Below are 22,271 nucleotides of genomic sequence, written 5' to 3'. Positions count from 1 at the left end.
CCAGGTTGTTCGAAAATACTGCTACACAGGTCGAGGGAATGCTGACAGCCCTCGAGCGTTGGCATCCTGGCGCCAGTGTGCGTCTCGCGTCGAATGTTTTCGCCGAAATCGAGTCCTGGGATCAGCTTCGAATAGCTCTGGTTCCGGAAGAAAAGGATGTGCCGTCGGACGCAAGGCGAGGTTGTTCCGTTGCTGGAGGATACCTATGGCAGACCAATCCTCCCACGCTAGTAGTGAGCCAATCGATGTCGCGGCGTCGCCAACGATTCACTCTTTTACACGAGCTCGGGCACCACATTCAAAGCAACGACATGGAACTCGGCAGCTTCCTGATGGAGTGCGATGAATCCGAAGCATTTGAAGATGCTGCTTGCGATGCCTTTGCCGCTCGCATACTCATGCCGCCGGAGCTTGTGCGTCAGTCGATGCCAAGTTCGGGTCCTGACGCCAATAGCGTCTTAAATCTCTACCAAAAATCCAAGGCTTCACGTGCGGCAATCTGTGTCCGGCTGGCGTCTGAGCTTAGGACCCCGGGTGTCATTGCCGTGTTCAGCCCAGAAGGCATTGTCAGCTTCGCTGCCGCGCGAGGAACTACCTACCCGCCAGCGAAAGGATCCGACCAGTCAAGCAATGTACTCGTTGCCGCAGCTATGGTTGGATCTCTAGATACTCATGCCATCACCCGGGATAATGCGCGCATAAGCTATTCGACGGGGCGCACCTCGAACCAGCTTTATGGTCAAATCACTTGGTGTGAAGGTTATCTGGTTGCGGTAATGGTCGAGTACAGTGCCTCGTGGAAATCGTTCTCCCCTCCTCGTGAAGGCACTGCGATGGTGTCAAAAACGAGCAGGTGGCAGGACTGTGAAACATGCGGAAGCAATTTCATGATCAAGAGCCGATGCGCATCCTGCGAAGAGCCCCGCTGCGACAACGGCCATTGTGCTTGTACGAGAGCTGCCGAACGGTCCTGCACAGAGTGTTTCGTTCTCAAGCACCCGGCGCAATTTTCCTGCGGCAACGAGGTATGCCGGGACTGCGCTGACTAACAGTCGGACGAATTCTACGTTGTCCCGTCAGCCATGGTTGAGACGGGAAGGACCCGGCTCTTTAGGAAAGGCGGAGGGCCCTGATGGGAACCACAGCAGATATTTTGGCAGAAATCCGGGTAGATATCGACGCCGATTATGAGGCACTGACCGAAGCTCGCGCTCGGCTGAATTTGGTAAAGAGCGCGGGAATTTCCTACCACGGAGCGCTTCGGACCTACTCGAGCGGTTCCCTTGCAGTTCATACGATGAATGGACCGGTCACGGACGGTGACGGAGGACTAGTGCTGGACCGTCGGTACTATCCACGGCTCGGCCCAGACGGCGGCAACGAGTCACCCCAGAACGTTGTCGAAGACCTTTGTAAGTTCATTGGGCCCATTATCCGCGAGGCATACCCTAAAGCGAAGATCAACACCTCCAAGCGTGGGCCAATGGTCACGTTCGCTGCGCCTGTCAACGATCAGAACCCGACAGTCGACCTGGTAGTTGCACTGACCAGAAAGGAAGGGGAAGGTCTGTGGATTCCGAACCTTGCCAAAGACACTTGGGAACCTTCGGACCCCGAGGCGCATGTTCTCCTCCTCAATTCCGGCGCAACATCTCACCGTTCCATGCGCCGCAAGGTGATCCGGTTGGCCAAAGCGTGGAACAAGCAGTTCACGGTCCCTGGTGTCTCATCGTTCATGCTGTCCGTCTGGGCACACGAATTCATGGAACCCGGCATGGGTGTCCCTGCTGGCCTCCACGCATTGTTCGAAGGAGCAGCTTCCCGCCTCGAGGCTGGACGCTCCACACCTGATCCTGTCGGAGTATCTGCCAACCTCAAACTATTGCTGCCAATTGACAAGGTTCGCCCCCGGCTTCGCAAAGCAGCGGACGCGATCGCCGAGTCGTTGGCCAACGAAGGCGATGACCAAGCAGTACGGGCATCCCTAGCGAAGATTTTCTGGAAATACATCGAAATTCCAGCGTCAGCCAGTCTTGCGGCAGCCGCAGATACTTTGTGGGCAAAAACCCCGATGACGACAACAGCACTGGGCCTAAGCACCGTAAGTGCGACAGTCCCTCCGACGAGAGCTTTCGGTGGTTCACGGTGAGATCCCGCAAAGGCCTGCGTCATTCCCCATGGTTCGCGGCCCCTGCCCAACGCATCAGGTTCCTGTACGAGTTCGGAATGGATAACCCTGGAGTTAAGGTCATTCGACCGCGTCGTGCATACCGAGGCGGATTCGCTTTATCAACACGAATTACCCCCACAGGGGTCCCGGAGCGCAAGATCGAAATTCATTTCTCGCCGGGTTCCCCCGGTGTGCCTCGCGTATTCACCGATGGCCCCACAGAATCTCCACACAGATACAGCGATTCGAGTTTGTGCATGTGGTATCCGTACGACCCGACAGATGCACGATGGCGACCTGCGGACGGACCGTCTGTCCTGCTGGGACATATCGCCGCGCATCTCATCAAAGAACAGTGGTACCGCCAAACTGGAGACTGGCCTGGCGATGAAGTCGGACACCCCACTACTAGTGCAATAGACGACGAACGAACGCCACGCTCTCAATGTTGAGCACAATCACGCCCGCAGTTCTATTGACGAGCGCAGTATTCGCGGCCCTATTAACCGGAACTTTCAACATCATCCTCGCGCGCAGGAAGAGCCGAGAGGAAGAACGCTCCCGGGTGCGCACAGTATTTGCCGAAGCATTTGCTGCCTATAAGGAATATCCGTACGTCACACGTCGCCGAAATGCCGAAAAGCCGGGGGAGGAACGGGTGAGAATTTCAGAGCTGGTTCGCCAAACACAAGAACGAGTCAGCTACTTTCTTGCTTAGACGCAAGCCGAATCCGAATCAGTCGGCGAGGCGTATGCCGCACTAATACGGCAGGTGAGGGCCTCCGCCGGCGTTGCCATGACAGAAGCATGGCAAGCAAGCACGATCACGGAAGACGCCGAGATGGCCATCCCAACATCACTAGTTGACCTCGGTGACTTAAGGCCCTGTGAAACCGCGTATACCAAGGCCGTTGAGAAGCATCTGAACAAGCTGGCTCCTTCGGGGACGAAGTAGTTATCACCTTGGTGGTGTGAAGGTTGACTTCGAAGACCGTTCATGATCAGGACTTCTTGAAAAATATCCAATTTTTCGATCGCAGAAGATTAACCGCTGCATAGATTCATACACCGTGCTCTTGAAATCTCATAGAAAGTCCCGGTAAATATTCACGCGAGGAAACAGAATTCAAACACATTGTTGAGACCGTCTAGCTCTCTGCGACATCGAATATTGTGATCTACAAGATCATCATCCCGTTTCAGCCTTGGTCTTATCAGCGAATCCGTTGGTGACAGCTCTCCAATGAGGCAACTAACGCGAACCGTATTCTTTCGCGAGACAAGCATCATCAAAGGCAAGCACTACCAATTCAACAACACAGAACACCGCTATCAGGAAGCCCTATGGCCCCGCCTGATAGGGATCTTATCTCGGTGTCAGAAGGCAAACACTCGGTAGAATCGTACCTGGGCAGATGCAAACGCGGATCGTCCTGCATTAGGAATAGCGCATTTGCGCCGCAGCGTTAATCGCCAAGCACATGTCTTAGGAGTTTTCGGTGGCCCGTATTCTGGTCTATCTTATCGGATTGCTGGTTTCGGCTGTCGTGATGTTCGCAGTCGATCAAGACAGCGGCGCCTTCGCTGTATCCAGCGGTTTGATGATTAGCTTCGCAATTCCGCTGGTGGATACCTTGATAGTCCAATTTCGGTTTTTGACCATCGTTGGGTACTCAATCCGCACTTGGCGGAGCCGTGTCCGTATCTCCGCTTCGTACCTTTATCGTATTCAGGTTGACAATGAATACCTGCTCGTGAAGGGTCGGCGGTTCGACCATTTTCAACCGGTCGGGGGTGTCTATAAAGCACATCAGTCGTCATTGGGCAGCCGTAACAGCATGAAAATTCTAGACGATAATCTGTTGACTCCGGACGCAGTGAGCAACGGCGATCTGCGGGTACGTGTTCCGGGTAAGAAACTAGTTCAATTCGTACGGTGGTTCGAGGCGGAGAGCGGACGTGAGACAGACGGCTGGCGTGAGTTCTATGAAGAACTCATCGCTACAGGCATCCTTTCCGCAGAGCCCTTCCGATACGTAAAGTATGACCGAATTGAACGTCTCTACCGTCCAATGAAATTCAGCCCATGGGCAAACAGCCAAGAAATCTTGATCGCTGACATCTTAGAGCTCCTCCCAACCCCTGAGCAGCTTGTTCAATTGCGGGAGTTGAAGAACCGTTCAGATCTCCCGATCCTATGGGCTTCTGAGGGCCAGATTCGCCGTATGGGAGCAGCTGATGGTGCGGCTAACCAGACAACCCGGATTGCAGAGACCGCGGTGTGGACGATTGACGCCGGTGCATGAGGCCATCGGCCTTTGCATATACATTGCGGTAGATGGACGTACTGAGAATGGATCCGAATGAGCCAGAACCTGGGTAGCCGGTTTCAAAAAGTTTTCAGGAGTCATAACGGCTAGATGTGCACGGCTCGCCATTCTGTCTGTGGCGCCAATTAGAAAACGGAATCGGCTATGTATGTTATTCCAGAAAACCAGCGAAACGATCCCGAATGATTCTGCTCCTCGGTACCCGCTTTTCTTCGCGACGTTATTTCTCAAGCCCAAATCAATTTTTGGGAAAAATGTCCTTGCTAAACCAAAACTACTTACGCAGATGACCGACAAGTTTCTAGTCACACGTAACCTTCTGTCATTCACATTTCGGAGTTTTCGAAGAAAATACTCAAATTTAGTCGCCCAACGAGCTTCCATCCCATAAGTACCAAATGACCGAAAAATGTCAAGGGGTGTTTTCGCAATTAAATGTGTATATAGTCTGAGGCATCACACGCGGGTCGCTCACTACAGTCGACAAAAATTAGAAAATGGAGCCGTATAGCTTTGAGCACGGAATACAAGGGCGTCGGTCTAGAAACCGATCAGGGAGTCTCCGGATTCTACTGGGCTTGGCTCTCGACGCTCGCTGTATCACTCACGGCATCACGCGCTTTGGCATTTTGTCTCGTGTGGATAGCCACAGAAAATGGCGCACTTGCAGCTGCAATGATTCTGCTGGCAAACTCCTTACCCCGCATAGTATTTTCACTCTTTGCTGGAGTGATCATTGACCGCCGCGGATCATTCAAAACCATGCTGACCGCTGATGCAGGCATGCTAATTATCTGCATAGTCTTCGCAGTTTTGACGTGGCAGAACTCATCCTTGTGGCTATGGCTGCTCCTTGCTGGCCTGATGGGGCTCGCTGAAGGCTTCTACATACCTGCCTCGGGGTCGGTCCCCAAGATACTGGTCCCACAGAACCGCTTACCCCGAGCGATGGCCGGGCAGCAACTTGTAAACCAAGGCGCGGCAGTGCTCTCCCCAGTTCTTGGTGGTCTGTTAGCCACCGGCATCGGAGTGCCGGCCGGTGCTGCAGTCGCTGCGGCAGGATATTTCGTAATGGCCATGTTGCTGGTGGGTAGCAAAGCCTGGACTCGTGATGTTCCAGCCGCCCAGCGTGCTTCTTCCCCCTTCTTCAAATCCTTGAAAGAAGGGTGGCAGACGATGATGGGTATCCCACTATTACGAACAACGTTGGTGCTAACCGCACTCTTTATGCTCTTAATGCCGCCGATTACCTCGTTCTTCCTGCCTCTGCTTAGCCGATCTATGGGGTGGGACGGAAAACTAGCAGGATCTGTTTCAGCGGCATACGCGTGTGGCATGGTCGCTGTCGCAGCCCTTGTGATCTGGAGAGGCAGTCTTCCCCGCCCAGGAATCGCCATATCTGCAGGTATAGTCCTCCTCGGCGCTTCGGCCATGCTGTTGACAACAACTACTTCATTCGTCGCTGTTGCGGTCATAGCAGCCAGTGGGGGTGTTGGCGCATCGCTCTTTAGCACCCATCTTGGACCACTTTTTGTCGGGGCAGCTCCACGGCAATTTATCGGTCGGATGCAGTCGCTCATGACCCTAGCCCAGAGCATTCCGCTATTGGTCGCCCCGCTCATCCTTGGACCGCTTGGTCAATCCATCCATCCCGCGACTCTGTTGATGATTTGGGGATGCTTGCTAGGTGCACTGGGCCTTGGGGTTTGGCTAACCCCGAGTCTTCGAGTGGCACGTAAACTCGCCCCGATTTTGACATCTGAGAACGGAAAATGATTGCGATGACTACGATCCTGACGGGTGAAAAACTAAGACAAATCCGGCCTGAACCGCGGTCCATTGGTTCTTTCCGAAAGGTCCTCCACTCTTCACCAAAGCTCTTCTTGGAAGGCACCACTCTGGTCTGCACCGATGCGGATATAGCACGTGATGTTCTGGCCTTCCGTCCAGATATTTTCGAAGACAGAGCCCTTTTGGGTACTGATTTCAAGAAGGTGAAACCCTCCAGGAGTCAGTTTCGTGCATTGTCATCAGAGCTGGCACCACAGATAGATTCCGATCGCTTAAAAAACGAAATTCTGAAAGCCTCGCGGTCTTGGCCCGCCCCAGCGAGCTTCATCATCGCTGCACTCAACGTTTTCGGCTCCTCCGTTATCGGCCGGCATTACGACCAACTCGCGAAGGACGCAGCTGAATTCGTAATCGCCGGAGTTGACCGCCACAAGTTTCAATATCGGCGTCGAAACCGCCTTCGACTAAACGAATCTTTCTTCCGTCGCCTTGAACAGATGGAGACATGCTGGGATGAACCGGGAACTCTAGCTCACACTCTGCTACAAGGTGCTCCGGCAGACCGAACTCCTCGGGAAACTGCCATGCTCATAGCCGCAGGTCTCATGTCTGTCTCCGCGCCACCTGGTTTTTCTGCAGCCTGGATGGCATATGAGGCTCGCGCCGGTGGGCCCTTAAATCAGGGAGTTTTGAATACTACTGACCCCATGTATATCTCGATGGAAGTTCTTCGACTGAGGCCACCTGCATGGAACCACGGAAGGACAGTGGTTCGGGAGGGGCAAATCGGTGGCATAGAACTTTTGCCTCAAATGCAGGTTCTGGTACCCGTTGGTTACATACATACGGACCCCACGTACTGGGAAGCCCCACTTGAATTCAAACCTAGTCGATGGACTGAGGCTGACCATACATCATCAGCATTCTTCCCCTTTGGTGTCGGGCGTCGAGCCTGTGTTGGTGGCGCCCTAGGTACATCTTTTCTCACCGCAACGGCAGAACTATTGAAGACAGATTTGCAAGTATCCAGGCCGCGGGGCCGGTTTCGTGTTGGCCCTTTATATGGGCCTCAAGACTTTGCTCTAACTGAGCGAGGATGACTCCTCTAATGCAAAGAGGATGAAACGTGACGAGACCTAGTAGAGGGAGGTGTAAAATGAAGCGTCTTATTTCCAAGATGGTGGCACGTAAGTACCAGGATTGGCTGTTCTAAGCCTATGGGCTGGGTTGGAGCTAGCCTCCAACCCAGCCCGCACCATATTGATCGACAGCTAGTGGAAAGCCAGACATGGACAGAGCGCAACAGATTTCGTTCCTGGAATCTTCTCCACAAGCCGCGGGGCTTCCCCCAACTGTGCTTGGCATGCTAATTGAAGACGTCGAATCGGTTCACCAACGCAGACAATGGCAAGACGACCCATCGAATCCTGCCTATATGGCCCGTGCAAGCGCAAAAAACGGAGATTCTTTTGTCCTTGCCTCCGTCTTCTACAGCGAAGCCATTTCAGGTCACGAATTCGAAGCAGAGCGAGTTGCTCTCCTTTTGGCCAAAGATCTAGCCCAAGAACTCGGCATCACAGCACTACGCCGCAATATCCCATCCCACGCAAAGTCTCTTCAGCAAGCATGCAAGGCCCATTACAACAAGGTAAACCAAGTCCATCGATATGAGCTAGCCGCAGGAACGCACGATTGTTCCTCAGCATCCGACATGGTAGATCCAATTCAGCTGGAAGACGGGCTGAAAGCCTACAACTTATGCATTGTGGATGATCCTCTAGCCGACAGTATCGACTACGCACGGCTAACCTCCATGATTGGGTCATCTTTCGGGACTGCTATTGGCTATCGTTCAGCCCAAGGGGGATACGCCGGAATTGGCCTATTTGTCGTCGATGAAGAGTCCGTACGCATAGCCGCAATCGCTGTGGCTCCGGGGTATAGAGGACAAGGAATTGGTGCTTCACTGATTCAGTCCGCTTCAAAGGAATTTGCCGGAAGAACCTTACAATCAGACGTCATGGACACTAATGCTCCCTCACTTGCTCTACACAGATCCCTAGGGTTTAGTAAGGTTTCGCATCTTTATACGTCATTTGCGAAGAGTCTCTCGGACTGATGAGCGGTACGAGTACATTACATGCCTCCGCTGTTGTAAACGCACCCAATCGCACGGCAACCTCACGAGGGCTCGTGAGTTCAGAAATTACCCGAAATTTTCGGACCTGCCGGGGGAGCATTCATTCTGTGTTGCACCCTAGGCACTACGAGTTACTCAAAGATCCCCAAGGCTCCATTGCGTGATACTTCATCGAAAATCATGCCGGGAACCGCCAGGCCAGCAAGCCCTATTGCCCACCCCGGGAGGCGGGTTGAGGATCTACTAAAAGGGTAACGGGCCGTGAGTTTGCATGATCTGACAATAAAAAGCCTTCACTTAACATAACGTACATTATCGGCTTTCAAACCGAGTAAGCTCATCACGTGCAAAAGTGTCAAAAGCTGAAGTTAAATTTTCTTTGTTTTCTTAGATAGAGAGAACCAGTAAACACAAAGACGAAGTCACTAGACCCACCCAAACGCCCTGGCCATCGCTACAGTTCCGGCCCACATCGCGGATCCACCAGCGCTGCCAACAGCTACCGAGGCGCGCTCACGGACCCATGCCAATGCTCCTGTGACCTCCGGTGACGATTCCTGCAGTCGTCCGTCGGCAGCATCCTGAAGGGATTCCGCGGCCATACGAGCGGATGAAGCGACTGGTCCAGGTAGGGTATGCGCGTCATCCAGAAGCGCCTCAATGAGCGAATGAAGATCATGCCCGCTCAGGGTCACATCGGAGAACATGATTTGCTGTCCTCCAATATTAATAGGCCCATTGTCATTGCCGATCGAGATATTTGGTTGACGTCGCCCATTCATTGTCAGACCCATCGGTGTTAATGCCAACCCAGAAGGCGGAGTGTCAAGGATGATTGCCAGCCACCCCCAGCCATCGGGAGTATAAACAAGTCCACGCCCTTGCATCCAACGACAGAGGTAAATCCACTGTCGCTCAGTGAATTCCCCTTGCCAATAATCCACATGAATTGGGACAATCTGCCCAGCATCTGGAGCCATGTCGAACAAATCCTCGACGACACTCTCCGAAAGCTGCTCTCATTCTTGGTGAGTGAACGCCAGCTTACTTACTGCTCTCCAACGCCAGAAGCCGGCCAGTGCTCGTATGGCGATGGCAACGACCGATATCCAGTTTTCGGGTGTCATCGGGACCGCCGCATCTGGGTTTTGAATGTGATAGACAGGGGGATGCGAAGGAACGCAACCCGGGTAAGTATCGGATCGTTCAAGGTTCCCCTTCTCTCTATTTGGCTCTCAGGTGAAGTTTTGACACCGTTGGAGCCGATGCAGACTTTTCCTGTTGGCAAGGCTTGCTAGAGGTCACCAATTCTGAAGTAGTTCGGAACGGCGCCACCTCGGCTTCTCATGCTGCTATACGCTATTTGCTTTCCGATATCGCCGATACGACGAGAAACTATCTCAGTAACAGCTATGAGAGAATCTACGTCGCCACGACAAAAACCGGATTCAATGTACGGGTGATGTTCTTTTTGATACTCCACTTGCTCAATTAGCTTCTTGCCAAAGACAGAAATGTGACCTTGTCCATCGGGTGCATACTCGACATAAGCATATGGAGCACCTGCCGGTACCATTCCGCTACCTTCGATAACTCTCGTCCGGAAGTTATTCCTTGCACGACGCAATGATTCTTCAGCATCTTCAACGCGATTTATATCGTTCGTGCCTCTTGCCTCCGACAGTTCCTCTTCTGCAGGCCAAACAAGGCTCCTGGTGTGCTTGACCCGTTCGATTGCCTCGGTTGCCTGTGGCTGTGAATTCGTAGCTTCGACTAAGCGAAGAAACTCAAATGACTCCCATGCCTCTTCATACTTAGCGGATCCAATATTCAGATGTTGAACAAACAGAGGTTTGAGATGCGTGTAAAGATTCTTTGCTGCATTGGCTTGCTCGAAAACGTACTCTGGACTCAGCACCTGACTCAAGGGCAGGGAACCTCTGTAGGCGTCGGAGGTCATAGTGTTCAGAAGCTTCTGAGCTACGTCAGTTCTTCCGCTGGCCACTGCTGCGATTCCGGCTGCATAGAAAAGTTGCACGGCACAAACTTGCGGTAAGCGAAGAACACTCGTGGCTCCACTACCCCTGCTTCTGATTGCTAGTCGCGTAATCTCTTCAAACCACCACCTATCTGTAGAGTTGTTTCCCCAGTAGGCTGCAGTTGCAACCAGGCTTGATAGTACTTTCGTAGCTTCTTCAAGCCTGGCGACCATCCCAGCATGACCGCCATCCTCAGATTCTTGTCCAGAAGGGCTGGCAACTAGATCATCTTGAGCATGTAATAGATCTATCTCGTTCTTGATTAAGTCATGCAAACTGATCGCAGTATTATTGCCGGCTAGGTTGCGTTTTGCTATTGAAACAGCAGCGGCCACAGTTAAAGGATTTCTAGATTTCCGTTCAACAAGTGACTTAACTCCTTCGCTTAGCCAGCCAAGAGCTGTATTTGCATCGGCAACTATTTGATACGCATCTATTTGTGTCCGTAGTTCTTGAGCTACAGTGCTGAGGTTTCCAGGCTCAATCCAGTACGGCTGATAGATTCGACGCAAGTTGGATCCAATTGCTCGCCTTAGTGCTGTGTCATATGTGGCTGACCAGCCAACAAAGATGAGACCGTAATCAAATAGGATCCTATTTAGTAGATCTTCAGTATCTACCGTGTACGTTTCTAGCTCTGAGCGCGTGTTAAGCATTGCGGTAGGGTTCAAATAATCGCCGTGGAGATGGATTACCAGTGCTTTGAGCGTATGCAGTGGTGCTAATCCTTGGATATCGGAAGGATGGCTGATTACCACTGGCTCGATTCCTTCATCACGAAGCGCAGTTTCCATCAGCCTGTCGAAATTTAAGGTGAGAATCACGCTTGCGGCACCGGCTGAGACTAACTGGGCGATTGAACGGTGAGCCGCAGTAGGTGTTTTTAACCCTTGTTCTTTTTCCTCATCGTTAGGTTCGAAAAATCCTCTGAGGATGCTTTGCCTGTCATGAGGGGTAGGCGCAACATGTTCCAGCAGATCTTCGTAGGTAGGAACTTTGTTGAAAGACTCTTCGTACCAGGTGAAATGGTCGTCAGGCATTACATTCTTTAATTGCGCCACGCGACGAAGCAGCTCATTTTGAACACCCCACGCCGAGGGCACTCCGCTGGGAATTGAAATACCAGCCCCAAGAACGAAGGCATAGGAACCAGGCGTTGACCCCAGTGAGAACGCAAGTCCTAAAAGCTCATCTAGATTATTGGTATCCATCAACTGCAGCATACTTCCTTTGCTAATCGTTTTCCCCACAATAGCTTTACACGCCAAGATGCTTCTCCACGGTGCAACCATCGCAACGACAGCTGGTCCAGCTGTCGACGCTTTCTATCCTCTGCTACACCATCCCGGATTCGCTTCGTTGAGCGCCTCCAACTTCCATAGCTCGAGCCGGTTTTCGGTGCGTCGTTGATGCTGGTTATGAAGCCATACTCCCAGGGCATGCTCTTCTTCTGTGGCGTAGGACCTGTATCTGGGCATGCGCTGTTCAGCATCTACAAAAGCGATGAAGAGTGCGAGTTTCTTTTTCCACTGCATTTCACGTTCTCGCGCACGTGCGCTGACGTTCCAATTTGGGAGTGGTTCAAGTAGAACGATTTTTGCTTGTGGCAGTTCGTTTCTCTCGAAGAGACGGCGTTGCTCAGCGACCCATTCAGCCAGCGACCGCTCTGCCGGCTTGCTGGTACTGCGTGGGAGACGCCCATGCATTGCATAGAAATCTTGTGCCTCTTTCACACGCCTCCGCCATTTCGTAGTGATGCGGTACGGGCCGCGGGCTTCTAGCGCTGCCGTATGTTTGGCGAAGAAGTCGGGGTCGTATTTTTCGCGGTTTTTCAGGTGCAGGTGCACGGTGGCGATGTTCTGTTTGCATCGGTCGGCGATTTCGCGCGCTGTGAGGCCGGCGGTAAACATCATGTCCCATTCCGGGTGCCTCGAGACGTCCCAACCGACCATGCACACCAAGCTACTGCACACCACTCTCTATTTGAAGAGTACTGCGACACCGACTCTGCCGAAGCTCGGAAACCGCTGGTTCGAGCGCGCTGCACACGCGCTGTCCCCAGATTCTCGTGCTGCGTTCTCCCCTGCGCAGCAGCGCTACCGGCAATCCCGCTAGCAGCTACCCTTTGTTCTTCATGCCGGGGCTCCTCGATTGTTCGGCTATCTCACGAGCATATTCGTTGAGCGCCTCCAGTCGGTGAGCACACGTGCCACAACCGGGCAGGGGGCTGAATTTCGGATGAATCGGTGTTTTGTGGCCGAATTGTGTCTTGTCCCCACCTCTAAACTGGGCTCAAAGGCACTTCGGGCACGATAAATTAAGACAGGTTGGCAAAAGCACCGAGCATGGTCTCGGTGTGGAAATGTTGCTGTGGTGTGAGTGAATGAGCGGTAAGTGAAGCTAGGACGCAATGAAGTTCAAGCGTGGCTGGATGACGTTTCTCCAGGCACCGGTTCCGTGCGCCTTGCTACCCTCGCTGATCTGCCTCGGTTGCGGGTCAAGCAACAGCTCGCTCGAGGCAACGTCGCGCCAGCGACGATCGCTGCCATCTCCCGCGGCCTAGGCTTGGATCCGCTGACTCAGCTCACCAGGTTCGAGGTCTTCACTGATCTTGTTCCCTCGTCCCCTGCCGACAGTGAAATGCCTGGATTCATTTCCTCTCCAGGGCTGTTCCGCGCGAGTGCAGAACGCCTGGAAAACCAACCAATAACCGAAACCCAACTCGGGCCTGAGAGCTATGAGCTGGCAGCGCTGTACTGGTTTAACCTCGCCAACGACGGAGCATTGCGTGCCCGGATTGCTGACGAGCTCGGCGTGAATCAGTCAACGCTGTGGAAGATGCTGCGCACCCGATTGCGTGAAGACGTAGCCCTCACTGTCTGTGAGCATGCTGGGTGGCCGGGCGTGTCGGCTCTAGTCGTCTCTGAAGTGCTCACCGGGAAAGAAGCTGGATGGGCTGAAGAATGCCGTGCGACGTGGGTCAATACGATTCCAGTCGGAAAGTTGCTCAGTTGCACTGAGCAACGTTTGCAGCAGGTCGGCAAGCAGGAACGCGACCGAGAGTCTTTCGACCGTCATTTAGGATGAATAATGTGGCGTTTTCGAGCTGGGTGTCTGCAATCTTTGCCACCAGTTTCCTCGCAGCCCTCATCGCACGTCTTCCTCGCCTGATCCAAGGGATCGGTAATCTCTGGTTGTGGCTCACCCATTTAGGCATGGCCCTCGTCTTGTCTTTGGCTGTTGAGCCGGTCTATGCGTTCGTTGATTCCTTGGCTGGATCCCATAATTTTGCGAACCTCGTATCCCATATTGGTATTGCGCTGGTGTTCTTCTGTGGCGGCATACAGATTTCCCATGGCATCAACCGTCCCGAGATCGCCAGCAAGATCCTGAAACTCTCCACTGTCGCGTTGCCGGCTTCTGCCGCCCTGATGGGTGTCCTATTCGTGTTCAGTGGCAGTTCCTATTCTGACGTTGGGTTGAATGCGTTCAGGGATAACCCGCTGGTGGTCTTATATAAACTCGCGCTCTATATCTACCCGGCGATTGTTTCCTCGTTCCTGGTGGCCCCGCTGATGCGGGCAGCTACCGAATCGGTGTCCAGGATTCCTTACTACTCCAAGAAGCTCATGGGCTTCGGCTTCGGCCTGGTCATCGCGGCCCCGCTGGGGCATCTGGCCGAGCTGGCGAACCGGCAACTGGGCTGGATCACTGATCTGTTCATCTATCCTGCGATTCTCAGTGTCCTGGCGGGCATGACGTTGGGCCTGGTGGATGCGGTGCTGTGCCGGAGGCAGCAGCGACGGGAGTTCATCCGGGCATCGTGACGCCTTGCTGCTCGAGCAGTTCCATCGGGTTCGTGATTTGCCCGTCGCGCCATACTTCGAAGTGCAGGTGAAAGCCGGTGGAGTTGCCGTTGGTACCCACCTGGGCGATCTGCTCTCCTGCTTCAACTTCGTCGCCGACGTGCGCGATCAGATCGTCCGGATACATGTGGACATAGAGTGTCGTGATTTGGGTGCCGTCGTGGGTGCCGTGGTCGATTTCGATCTGGCATGGTGAGCGTCCGACGACGAGGTCATCACAACTGGCGCGGATGACTTGTCCTGCGGCTGCAGCGTAGATCGGGGTGTCTTCCGGGGCGGCGAAGTCTTCGCCGGCGTGCGGGTAGGGGCCGCGGGATTCGCCGTAGTTGTGCCAGATCTTCGTCAACGTTTCCAAGGGGAAAACCCACTCCGAATCGTTGTTTGGGATGTTTATCTTTTTCGGGTTGCGGGTTTCGGTTCTGTTATCGCATGTGGCGTGGGGTTCGTCTTGGTCGGTGACGGTGACTTCTGTGCCTTGCAGGGCTGCATAAATCAGTTCCGCGTCGTCCCTGCGTTGTGCGTAGTTATCAGGCAGGCCGGAGGCTTGGACGGCTTCGGCGGCTTGCTCGTAGGGCAGCTCTTCCCACCCGTCGATGTTCTGGAGGCGGTCGAAGAAGGTCGCGGCCGCATAGGTGGGGTTCATGATCTGTTTGACGGTGCCCCAGCCGGCGCTGGGCCGTTGCTGGAAGGTGCCCATGGCATCCCAAGCGTGCCCGACGCCTTCATGCGGTTCATCCAAGGAAGCCACGGCCACCTCTTTGGCTTGTTCCCATTCGTTTTTGGTCATGATGCGGGTACCTTTCGGGTACTCCCAGCTCCCGTCGTTGGCCAGGATGGTTAGGCTGCTTTCCTGGATGGAGGTCATCAGTCCGATGATGGCCGCGCGTTGGGGCAGGTCTGCGGTGCTAGCTTCGTTGATGATAATCGCGGCGTTGGCCAGTTGTTTCTCGGTGTAGCTGCCGACTGGGGTGGTTGGCAGGTGGGTGACGTTGATGTTGTCCCCGATGCTGCTGTTCGGGTTGCAGTCCATAGTCCGGGGATCCGTGGCGTCTCGTGGTCCGAGGATGGTCAGAGAGAGGAAAATGCCGCCGAAGAAGATCATCAGGGTGATGGCGAGGATTTTGATGAGTCTGAAGCGTCGCATTACTTGGTGCTGGTGATCTTTTCGACGACCCATTCACCATCAGCCCGGCTCAGCAGGAAGTCCAGGGAGCCGGTGTTGGTATTCACGGTGACGGTGGCGATCGCAGGTGACCGTCCTTTGACCGGGTCTTCGGTGCTGGTGACTTTGGTGGCGGTGATGTTCAGGTTCGAGACGTTCTGGAAGGTGCGTTGCGCGTCGTCCGAAAGGTAGGGCCGCAGCCCGGTAAACCATTGGGACTGTTCCAGGTCGGGGCGGGCGTAGGCTGTCGCGGCGTTGGTGGCGACGTCGCTGGCTTCTTGGGCGATCTGGGGGCTCCATTTTTCGATGGCTGATTGTTCCGGTGAGGCGTGGATGTCGTGCATGATCCCGTTCTCATCCCCCGGCGTGTCTTCTGGGTCGGCTGGCGCGCAGCTAGCAAGCAGCGCACTGGCTAAGGCCAGAGCGAGCCCTGCCGTGGCGGCACGGCGGCGAGAGTGTTCCCTAGCGTGGTGCGTGGTGCGGTGCATTCCCTGGTTCATGGCAACCTCTGTTGAGTATTGTTTAGTGTTGAAGCTTATATTTTCAATACTAATTGATACCATGGGTTTGATGAACGAAAGGGGACCTGCATGAGCGGGGATTGGCCGGGCGAAGAACGCCGCCGCATGAAAACAGACCTTCTGGTGAAACCAGCACCCACCAATGAGGACACCAGCAACCCACCCACCCAGCAACCAGCCAGCGACGAACCAGCAGCTGGATCGAGCACTGCCAGCACAAGCGTCTCGACGCAAGAATCAGCAGACGCGTCTGAGAATCCGGAGCACATGCAGGAATCCTTGACGAGCGAAACACCTCTCGGCTCAGGAACCCCACTGGTCTCGGGAACGCTCAGCAGCGCGATCACAGGCTCCGACGCCCTGGAAACGCCATTGCCAGCCGAAGAAGGGTGGCAAAAGAAGATCCGCACCTTCACTGGCGGGCTGATCGCCCCGAAACCAGGACCCCAAGAACTGACACGCCGGGCCACGCTCGCCTCAATCCGCCGGGTCTACCCGCGCCCGGTCACCGTGACCATCGCCCAACCTGCCGGCGGCGCAGGGAAAACATCCCTCACCGTCGCACTGGCCTCCACCATCGGCAACACCTCGGATCACAACGTGCTGGCCATGGACAACAACGAAACCATGGGCACCCTCGGGGTGCGCACCCGGTCCAACGGGTCGAACATGACCATCATCGACCTGCTCGACGCCCTGGAGCAGCTGAAAAGCGAACGGACGCGCAGCGGCGATGTCCAGTACTACACCCGCCCGCAAGGCGATAACCGGTTCAGCGTGCTGGCTTCCGATGAAGATCCAGACCGGATGCAAATGCTTACCCGTCCCACTTTCAACGAACTGCTCGAAGTCGTCCAGCGCTTCTGGAATGTCGTCGTACTGGACACCGGCAACAACACCCGAGCCGAGAACTGGCTGGCAGGCATCGATGCCACCGACCAGCTCGTCTTCCCAGTTGAGCTCAACGACAAATCCGTGGTCTCTGTCCTGCGCACTATCGAACAGCTGCAGGCGATGTCCCAAGTCACCGGGAACCAGCACTACGCCAGCCTGTGTGAGCATGCGGTCTTGGTCATCACTCCAGGCTCCCACCGCCGCGCCGTAGCCACGGAACGCCGCAAAGAGCTGCGCCGCATGCTCGAGCAAGCACTCGGCGAGACCGCCACATTCCTAAACGTCCCGTACGAGCCAGCCCTGGACACCAACGGGCTGATCGACTGGCAGCTCGCCACTGACGAGTCAGTGCGTGCCTTTGAAAAAGTCGCCGCTGCCGTCAGCGCCGGACTCTTCTATTCCGCCTCTAACGACACGACCCCACGAAATACCAAGGAGAACTAACCCGTGTTCGCACCAGTACACACCGCGCTCAGCATCGTTGCGGAACAAAAAGAGTCCACGACCGTGAAAAACCCGTTTGAGGGCGTCTCCCCCGACATCTCGCCGTTGGGCGATGGATTCGATAGCGCACTGGGCATCATCCTCGGCGTCATCTGGGGCGTCGTACTGATCTATGTGGCAGTGAAGCTGCTGACCAGCCTTGGCAAGTTCGCAGGCGCGAAAAAGCAAGGCCATTATGAAGAGCTGGGCGATCATACCGATGAGATGAAACGTCGTGGCATTGCCCTGGTCGCGGTTGCCGCGTTCGGCGTCGTCATCGGCGCGGTCTTGAAATTGGCGGGGATGCTCTAATGACCAGCCGCCGCAGAATCATTGTCCTCATCGTCGCGGTGGTGGCTATCGCCCTCGTCGTGGTAGCCAGTGTCCTCATGTCCCAAGATCAGGATCAATCCGATTCTTCGGCGGCCACCACCCCCACCACACCAGTAAAAACCAGCGAGTACGGGTTCCCGATCTCGCATATCCGCCTCGGTGAAGGCGGAACCAAGACCGCACCCGACGGAAAAACCCCTATCGGATACACGGCGTCGTGTGACGACGCAGTTCGCGCTGCAGTGAACTACGTAGCCCCTCTTTCTTCTTCCCCAAAGGCATGGGACCAGCAGAAAGCTACGATGAAGCAGATTTTTGCTTCTACCGAAGAGAACCAGGAGCTTATAGAAGCTTCTGGGGTCCTCACCAATGAATTCCAAGCGACCGATACCTATTCCCTGCTTGAGCCAGGCCTATACCGTGTTGCCAACTGCGTAGAGGGAAAAGCCGCGACCATCCAAGTTCCGGTCCGAGTCGCTCGGTCCGAGTTCGTTGTTGATGGGCAGACTTCCCCCGCATACACGAAGATCTACTTCTCGGTACAGCAACTGGTCTGGGAAGACAACGACTGGAAATACACCGCTTCACCAACCACTGCCACACCGTTCAGCGACAATCAGTTGCAATACATAGCTGGAGACCAGCCCCCTACAAATGTAGGAACCACGCTGAACAAGCTCTTTGTCGACGCCTCAGGAAATCCGCTATCCCGAGATGGGTGGGTACAGCTAGCCAAATGAAAAAATTCCTGCGGCCTCTGCTCATGCTCTGCACGCTGACGCTGCTCTTCAGCTCAACGCTCGTGCCAAGCTACGCCGATGAAATCACCGACAACCTCCAAAGTGTTCTCACCACAGACGAAATGAAACGGTTCGAGGCGCTAGAAGATTCGCAAAAGACGGAAATCCGAGAAGACCTGATTTCCTCCGCGGCAAAAGAAAAATGCTCAGACCTGATATACAGCACTAACATCAAGCTCTTTAGCTTCAATGGAAAAGACTGCGAAGAAACGACTAAAGAAGCCCTGTTCCTCATGTATCCCAGCGGGACCTCCATATTTCAAGGTGAACTAGCCATGGGATTCTGTGACGCACTTGATGAAGCAGGCGCGACTTGGGGCGCTGTCAACACCTGCAAACGGGACCAGCAGTCCGCCCAGAACAAGATCGAAAACAGGGCCGAAATTCGAGATTGGCTTAACCAAAGCGACTTCGGCAAAGGAGTCCTCAACGTCACGGATGCCATCGGAAACACCATCGACTTCGTTGCCGACCCGAAAAGCGGACTCGAAGAAGTCGCCAACAGCAGCAAAACAGAGTCCATCGCACTCACCTCAAAAGTCCTCGAAGAGCTCACCTCCACCACCGAATTCGATGCCTCCAGCCAAGAGTTCAAAGACCGCTGGGCCCTCTACGCAGGCATTGGTGTCGTCGGCCTCTCCATCATGCTGCTCACATTATTCAAGCACCACAGCAACGGAGAGATCAGCGACGACGACTTCAGCAACTCCTTGCTCTACTACCTCCCTGTCAGCCTCTTCCTGGTGATCTACGGGCCGTGGGCCATGAACGAAATCCAACAACGCATCGCCCCACTGACCTCAGGGGCCACCGACTGGTCCGCGGAAATGATCAGCAACTTCATCACTGTGATCTCACGGTTCGCTTCTCTGGAATCCAGCAGCTGGTTCGGCCCGCTGGCGGCGATCATCTTCTTCGGGATGCTGTTCATCGGCTCGATCGCCCTGATGATCTACTTTCTGCTCATCCCGATCTTCCAGCAACTCATGGGCCTGGCCATCGCCGCCCTGATCGGGATGCTCATCTCGCCGAAAACCCGCCGCTATGTTCTGAAGATCGCTTCCACCCTCGCCACATTGCTGATCCTCAAGCCCGTGGTCTTCCTCGTCATGGGCGCCGTCTTCGGGGTCCTGGCCTCGCAGACTGCGTTCAAGGAAGGCACCGACGATGTGCTGGTCAATGTGGGCAACCTCGGTGCGACTGCGTTCATCATGCTGCTGATTGTGCTTTCCCCGGCTGCGATCTTCCGGTGGATGCCGATTATCCAAAGCCGTGAAGCGAACTTCGGCGGGATCTCCCCCGAGATATCTGCTGGTGTCGGTGCTGCGGCCGGTGGCATGGCTGGTGGACTCGCCGGAGCCGGCGCAGGAGCAGTGCGTCGGGCGATCTCCTCCCGTCGCGGCAGCGCTTCCAATGGCTCCTCTTCTTCTGGTTCCCGTGCCGGTAATGGGCAATCGGGCAGTTCTGCAGCAAATGCTGGTTCGGCAGCAGCCGGTGCTGCTGGCCAAGGACCTGCCGCCGCTCGTGGCGGTGATGATGGTTCAGCGTCAGCGTCAGGGGCCGGTACGTCCGGCGGTCCCGAGGCCAGCCAGCCTCAGGGTTCTTCTGGTGTCCAGTCGTCTGCTGGAAACCCGGGCCAGGGTGCTCCGACCCAGGCCAGGGAACGGCCCATCAGCCCCCGAACAGGCAGCACAGGACATCCCGGCGGATCCAACGGCGCGGGCAATCCCGGGACAACGGGCTCTTCGGGCCGCAGTGCTGAAGGTGGCTCTGCTGACGGGCCCGCTTCCGATGGTGGCGGTACTGGGACTGCTGGCCAGGCTGCTGGGGCTTCCGACCGGCAAACCCCACCCGCAGGTCCCGCCAACGCTTCAACCAATGCCACCTCTAACAAGGCGTACCGGCCGTTGCGGACCGGCAAAGTCGGAATGCTCACCAACGCCCGCTACGCCATGTCCAACGCGGCAGCCCAAGCCCGCATCGCCCAACAGGACTCCGACCCCGATACCTGGGATTCGTTTAAGGACTGATCGACCCTCATGACTCGTCACGTTGCCCTCGGCGGTGAGTTCAAGTCCCGCGGACTGCTCTCAGGCCGTTCCCTGCCCGAAAAGCTCCTCCTCTTCATTGGCCTCGCACTCTCCGCGTTCCTGATCATGTTGGGATCGTTCAGTTTCTTCTTCCTCGTCGCAGCGCTCTTCGTGGCCGTGGCCAGCATCCTGACTACGATGCCCACCGCCATCAACGAAGGGCGCAGCCTCGCGGCTATTTATACCGAACGGGTTTACCGGTTCTGGCAGAAAACCACTGGAAATGATGTCTTCGACCCCGTCCACGAACAAACCGCTGCGGAGAGTCTGAAGACGTACCAGCACGCCACCGAACAGGAGAAGAAAACCCTGCGCAAGCAGAGAACACAGAACAACCAGAAAACCCAGAACCAGCAGAAGACACCGCGTCCTAAAGGTTTCGCAGTACGCCGGGCCCAACGCCGCAAGATCACGGACCGTCCGGCTCCGTTGATGATCGGGAAGATGAGCGCCACCGAAGTGCCGTTCAACTCCCGCGAACGCCTCACCATCTTCCGACATGCGAACACCACCCCGGTGTTCTATACCGCGATCTTCGAAGTGCGCGGCAGCACCGGAGGTGTCGTGGAAGAAGACATCGAAGACATCCCGTTCATCGGATTCGGCAAAGTCCTCGCCCGAGCCGCCCGGCGCACCAGCGCCATCTCCCACATCCAAAGCTTCACCCGCTCCGTCCCCCTGGACATCACCGACCACATCTCTTGGCTCTCGGACTACGTCCACCCCAAAGCCCACGACCACCTCGTGCGTTCCTACCAGGAGCTCTGCTTGGATGTGGAGCAGAAGGCCGAACAACACCGCTCCTACTGGGTACTGCGCTTCGACAACCTCGCCGCCCTGCAGCGCACCATCACCGCACAGGCTCCTGGTCCGCGGGCGGTGCATGACGCGATCGTCAACGAAGCCCACGCACTGATGTCCCAAGCGGTCACACATAAAGCGATCCGCAGCTTCCGGCCGGTGAACTCCAACATGGCCGCCGCGCTCCTCTCCCATTTGCAGGACCCGTATCAGTTCAGCATCGACGATCAAGATCAACACCTCGGTTCGGTCTGGCAGCGCCTGGATGCTACGAAGACGTCCAAAGCAGTCTTGGTGAATAACCGTGCTTACACTCGGGTGGCTTATATTCCTCGGCATGGGTTCATGGCCGGCTCCGCCCTGCCGGTCCAGTCCATGCGGCAGCTGGTCAACGGGATCGTGCCCGCAGTGATCCATTCGGTGTCGTGGGTTAACGAAGTGGTTGATGCCCGCACCGCGCGTGCCCAAGCAGTCTCTGATCGCACCAGTGATAAGGCCAAGCGCAAATCAGATGCCGAGAAAGGCAAAATCAGTGACGGAACCGAGCACGTCATGTCCAGCTCCTCAGACCAACGCGGACTGGACCTAATGCCAGGCAGCGGGCATCACGGCGTGAAATGGGGCGCGTACCTGAGCTTCACCGTGCAGTCCGAAGAAGAACTATTGGCTGTTTCTACGCAGATTGAATCGGTGGCTACTGATTGCGGGATCGAGCGGCTGATCTGGCTCGATGACCGCCACCATATGGCGTTGGCTTCCGTGATGCCGCTAGGACGAGGGGTCCGTTAATCATGAAATATTTCAAGAAAGTGAACAGTGCAACTCTTCTGCCCACCAGCCCCAGCAATCCT

At 55.3% G+C, this 22,271-nt stretch carries 19 protein-coding genes; 14 read left to right on the top strand and 5 right to left on the bottom strand.

What is annotated here, in order from left to right:
- Positions 1 to 5: 5 nt before the first annotated feature.
- The 6 genes from AB4Y71_RS15975 to AB4Y71_RS15950 all read left to right on the top strand — a co-directional run bounded on the left by AB4Y71_RS15975 (position 6) and on the right by AB4Y71_RS15950 (position 8,410).
- Positions 6 to 1,049: an ImmA/IrrE family metallo-endopeptidase gene (locus tag AB4Y71_RS15975; RefSeq protein WP_441721924.1), complete on the top strand. Its 1,044-nt coding sequence runs from the start codon at positions 6 to 8 to the stop codon at positions 1,047 to 1,049.
- Between the two features lie 83 nt (positions 1,050 to 1,132).
- Entirely contained in the window at positions 1,133 to 2,149 is a 1,017-nt protein-coding gene (locus AB4Y71_RS15970; RefSeq protein WP_441721922.1) for a hypothetical protein, read from the top strand.
- 1,520 nt (positions 2,150 to 3,669) lie between these two features.
- Positions 3,670 to 4,476 (top strand): hypothetical protein, encoded by an 807-nt coding sequence (locus AB4Y71_RS15965; RefSeq protein WP_441721919.1) that lies wholly within the window; start codon positions 3,670 to 3,672, stop codon positions 4,474 to 4,476.
- A gap of 537 nt (positions 4,477 to 5,013) precedes the next feature.
- Positions 5,014 to 6,276: an MFS transporter gene (locus AB4Y71_RS15960; protein ID WP_441721916.1), complete on the top strand. Its 1,263-nt coding sequence runs from the start codon at positions 5,014 to 5,016 to the stop codon at positions 6,274 to 6,276.
- Positions 6,273 to 7,391 carry a cytochrome P450 gene (locus tag AB4Y71_RS15955; protein ID WP_441721913.1) on the top strand — a complete coding sequence of 373 codons (1,119 nt, stop codon included), beginning with the start codon at positions 6,273 to 6,275 and terminating at the stop codon, positions 7,389 to 7,391. The genes AB4Y71_RS15960 and AB4Y71_RS15955 overlap by 4 nt, the downstream gene beginning before the upstream one ends.
- Before the next feature lie 188 nt (positions 7,392 to 7,579).
- Positions 7,580 to 8,410, top strand: coding sequence for a GNAT family N-acetyltransferase (locus AB4Y71_RS15950; protein ID WP_441721910.1), 831 nt, complete (start codon positions 7,580 to 7,582; stop codon positions 8,408 to 8,410).
- 446 nt (positions 8,411 to 8,856) lie between these two features.
- Here the strand turns inward: AB4Y71_RS15950 and AB4Y71_RS15945 are convergent, their stop codons facing one another.
- The 3 genes from AB4Y71_RS15945 to AB4Y71_RS15935 form a co-directional block, all read right to left on the bottom strand.
- Positions 8,857 to 9,138: a hypothetical protein gene (locus AB4Y71_RS15945; protein ID WP_441721908.1), complete on the bottom strand. Its 282-nt coding sequence runs from the start codon at positions 9,136 to 9,138 to the stop codon at positions 8,857 to 8,859.
- Between the two features lie 587 nt (positions 9,139 to 9,725).
- A complete protein-coding gene (locus AB4Y71_RS15940; RefSeq protein WP_441721906.1) occupies positions 9,726 to 11,681 on the bottom strand; it encodes an SIR2 family protein in 1,956 nt (651 codons plus the stop codon).
- Positions 11,682 to 11,795: 114 nt separating this feature from the next.
- Entirely contained in the window at positions 11,796 to 12,383 is a 588-nt protein-coding gene (locus AB4Y71_RS15935; protein ID WP_441721903.1) for a helicase associated domain-containing protein, read from the bottom strand.
- A gap of 37 nt (positions 12,384 to 12,420) precedes the next feature.
- Here AB4Y71_RS15935 and AB4Y71_RS15930 point away from each other — a divergent pair, with 37 nt between their 5' ends.
- The 3 genes from AB4Y71_RS15930 (at position 12,421) to AB4Y71_RS15920 (ending at position 14,297) form a co-directional block, all read left to right on the top strand.
- Positions 12,421 to 12,585, top strand: coding sequence for a hypothetical protein (locus tag AB4Y71_RS15930; protein ID WP_441721900.1), 165 nt, complete (start codon positions 12,421 to 12,423; stop codon positions 12,583 to 12,585).
- A 279-nt stretch (positions 12,586 to 12,864) separates the two neighbouring features.
- Entirely contained in the window at positions 12,865 to 13,557 is a 693-nt protein-coding gene (locus AB4Y71_RS15925; protein WP_441721897.1) for a hypothetical protein, read from the top strand.
- Between the two features lie 5 nt (positions 13,558 to 13,562).
- Positions 13,563 to 14,297, top strand: coding sequence for a hypothetical protein (locus tag AB4Y71_RS15920; protein WP_441721894.1), 735 nt, complete (start codon positions 13,563 to 13,565; stop codon positions 14,295 to 14,297).
- Here the strand turns inward: AB4Y71_RS15920 and AB4Y71_RS15915 are convergent.
- Complete coding sequence (locus AB4Y71_RS15915; RefSeq protein WP_441721892.1) at positions 14,281 to 15,480, bottom strand: M23 family metallopeptidase; 1,200 nt, start codon at positions 15,478 to 15,480, stop codon at positions 14,281 to 14,283. The two genes, AB4Y71_RS15920 and AB4Y71_RS15915, sit on opposite strands and share 17 nt — an antisense overlap.
- Positions 15,480 to 15,998, bottom strand: coding sequence for a hypothetical protein (locus AB4Y71_RS15910; protein ID WP_441685886.1), 519 nt, complete (start codon positions 15,996 to 15,998; stop codon positions 15,480 to 15,482). Before AB4Y71_RS15910 ends, AB4Y71_RS15915 begins: the two co-directional genes overlap by 1 nt.
- A 90-nt stretch (positions 15,999 to 16,088) precedes the next feature.
- Here AB4Y71_RS15910 and AB4Y71_RS15905 point away from each other — a divergent pair, with 90 nt between their 5' ends.
- From AB4Y71_RS15905 to AB4Y71_RS15885, 5 genes are read left to right on the top strand one after another with little or no spacing between them, the layout of a single operon-like run.
- The gene (locus AB4Y71_RS15905) at positions 16,089 to 17,357 is read left to right on the top strand and encodes a MinD/ParA family ATP-binding protein (RefSeq protein WP_441721889.1); all 1,269 of its coding nucleotides are present in this window, start codon (positions 16,089 to 16,091) and stop codon (positions 17,355 to 17,357) included.
- A gap of 3 nt (positions 17,358 to 17,360) precedes the next feature.
- Entirely contained in the window at positions 17,361 to 17,708 is a 348-nt protein-coding gene (locus AB4Y71_RS15900) for a hypothetical protein (RefSeq protein WP_441685890.1), read from the top strand.
- Positions 17,708 to 18,469, top strand: a complete 762-nt coding sequence (locus tag AB4Y71_RS15895; protein ID WP_441721886.1) for a hypothetical protein — start codon at positions 17,708 to 17,710, stop codon at positions 18,467 to 18,469. The genes AB4Y71_RS15900 and AB4Y71_RS15895 overlap by 1 nt, the downstream gene beginning before the upstream one ends.
- Complete coding sequence (locus tag AB4Y71_RS15890) at positions 18,466 to 20,559, top strand: hypothetical protein (RefSeq protein ID WP_441721883.1); 2,094 nt, start codon at positions 18,466 to 18,468, stop codon at positions 20,557 to 20,559. Before AB4Y71_RS15895 ends, AB4Y71_RS15890 begins: the two co-directional genes overlap by 4 nt.
- A gap of 9 nt (positions 20,560 to 20,568) precedes the next feature.
- Complete coding sequence (locus AB4Y71_RS15885; RefSeq protein ID WP_441721880.1) at positions 20,569 to 22,209, top strand: hypothetical protein; 1,641 nt, start codon at positions 20,569 to 20,571, stop codon at positions 22,207 to 22,209.
- Positions 22,210 to 22,271: the final 62 nt, after the last annotated feature.

The organism is Glutamicibacter sp. MCAF14 (assembly GCF_052114325.1).
Taxonomy (GTDB): domain Bacteria; phylum Actinomycetota; class Actinomycetes; order Actinomycetales; family Micrococcaceae; genus Glutamicibacter; species Glutamicibacter arilaitensis.
The sequence above is the reverse complement of the archived record's forward strand: the minus strand, read 5'-3'. Positions and strand labels throughout refer to the sequence as shown.

Excerpts from the sequence above, each read along its gene's own strand:
- AB4Y71_RS15970 (WP_441721922.1), top strand. The coding sequence starts at position 1,133 with ATGGGAACCACAGCAGATATTTTGGCAGAAATCCGGGTAGATATCGAC.
- AB4Y71_RS15955 (WP_441721913.1), top strand. The coding sequence starts at position 6,273 with ATGATTGCGATGACTACGATCCTGACGGGTGAAAAACTAAGACAAATC.
- AB4Y71_RS15950 (WP_441721910.1), top strand. The coding sequence starts at position 7,580 with ATGGACAGAGCGCAACAGATTTCGTTCCTGGAATCTTCTCCACAAGCC.
- AB4Y71_RS15945 (WP_441721908.1), bottom strand. The coding sequence starts at position 9,138 with ATGTTCTCCGATGTGACCCTGAGCGGGCATGATCTTCATTCGCTCATT.
- AB4Y71_RS15940 (WP_441721906.1), bottom strand. The coding sequence starts at position 11,681 with ATGGATACCAATAATCTAGATGAGCTTTTAGGACTTGCGTTCTCACTG.
- AB4Y71_RS15935 (WP_441721903.1), bottom strand. The coding sequence starts at position 12,383 with ATGATGTTTACCGCCGGCCTCACAGCGCGCGAAATCGCCGACCGATGC.
- AB4Y71_RS15930 (WP_441721900.1), top strand. The coding sequence starts at position 12,421 with ATGCACACCAAGCTACTGCACACCACTCTCTATTTGAAGAGTACTGCG.
- AB4Y71_RS15915 (WP_441721892.1), bottom strand. The coding sequence starts at position 15,480 with ATGCGACGCTTCAGACTCATCAAAATCCTCGCCATCACCCTGATGATC.
- AB4Y71_RS15910 (WP_441685886.1), bottom strand. The coding sequence starts at position 15,998 with ATGAACCAGGGAATGCACCGCACCACGCACCACGCTAGGGAACACTCT.
- AB4Y71_RS15905 (WP_441721889.1), top strand. The coding sequence starts at position 16,089 with ATGAGCGGGGATTGGCCGGGCGAAGAACGCCGCCGCATGAAAACAGAC.
- AB4Y71_RS15895 (WP_441721886.1), top strand. The coding sequence starts at position 17,708 with ATGACCAGCCGCCGCAGAATCATTGTCCTCATCGTCGCGGTGGTGGCT.
- AB4Y71_RS15890 (WP_441721883.1), top strand. The coding sequence starts at position 18,466 with ATGAAAAAATTCCTGCGGCCTCTGCTCATGCTCTGCACGCTGACGCTG.
- AB4Y71_RS15885 (WP_441721880.1), top strand. The coding sequence starts at position 20,569 with ATGACTCGTCACGTTGCCCTCGGCGGTGAGTTCAAGTCCCGCGGACTG.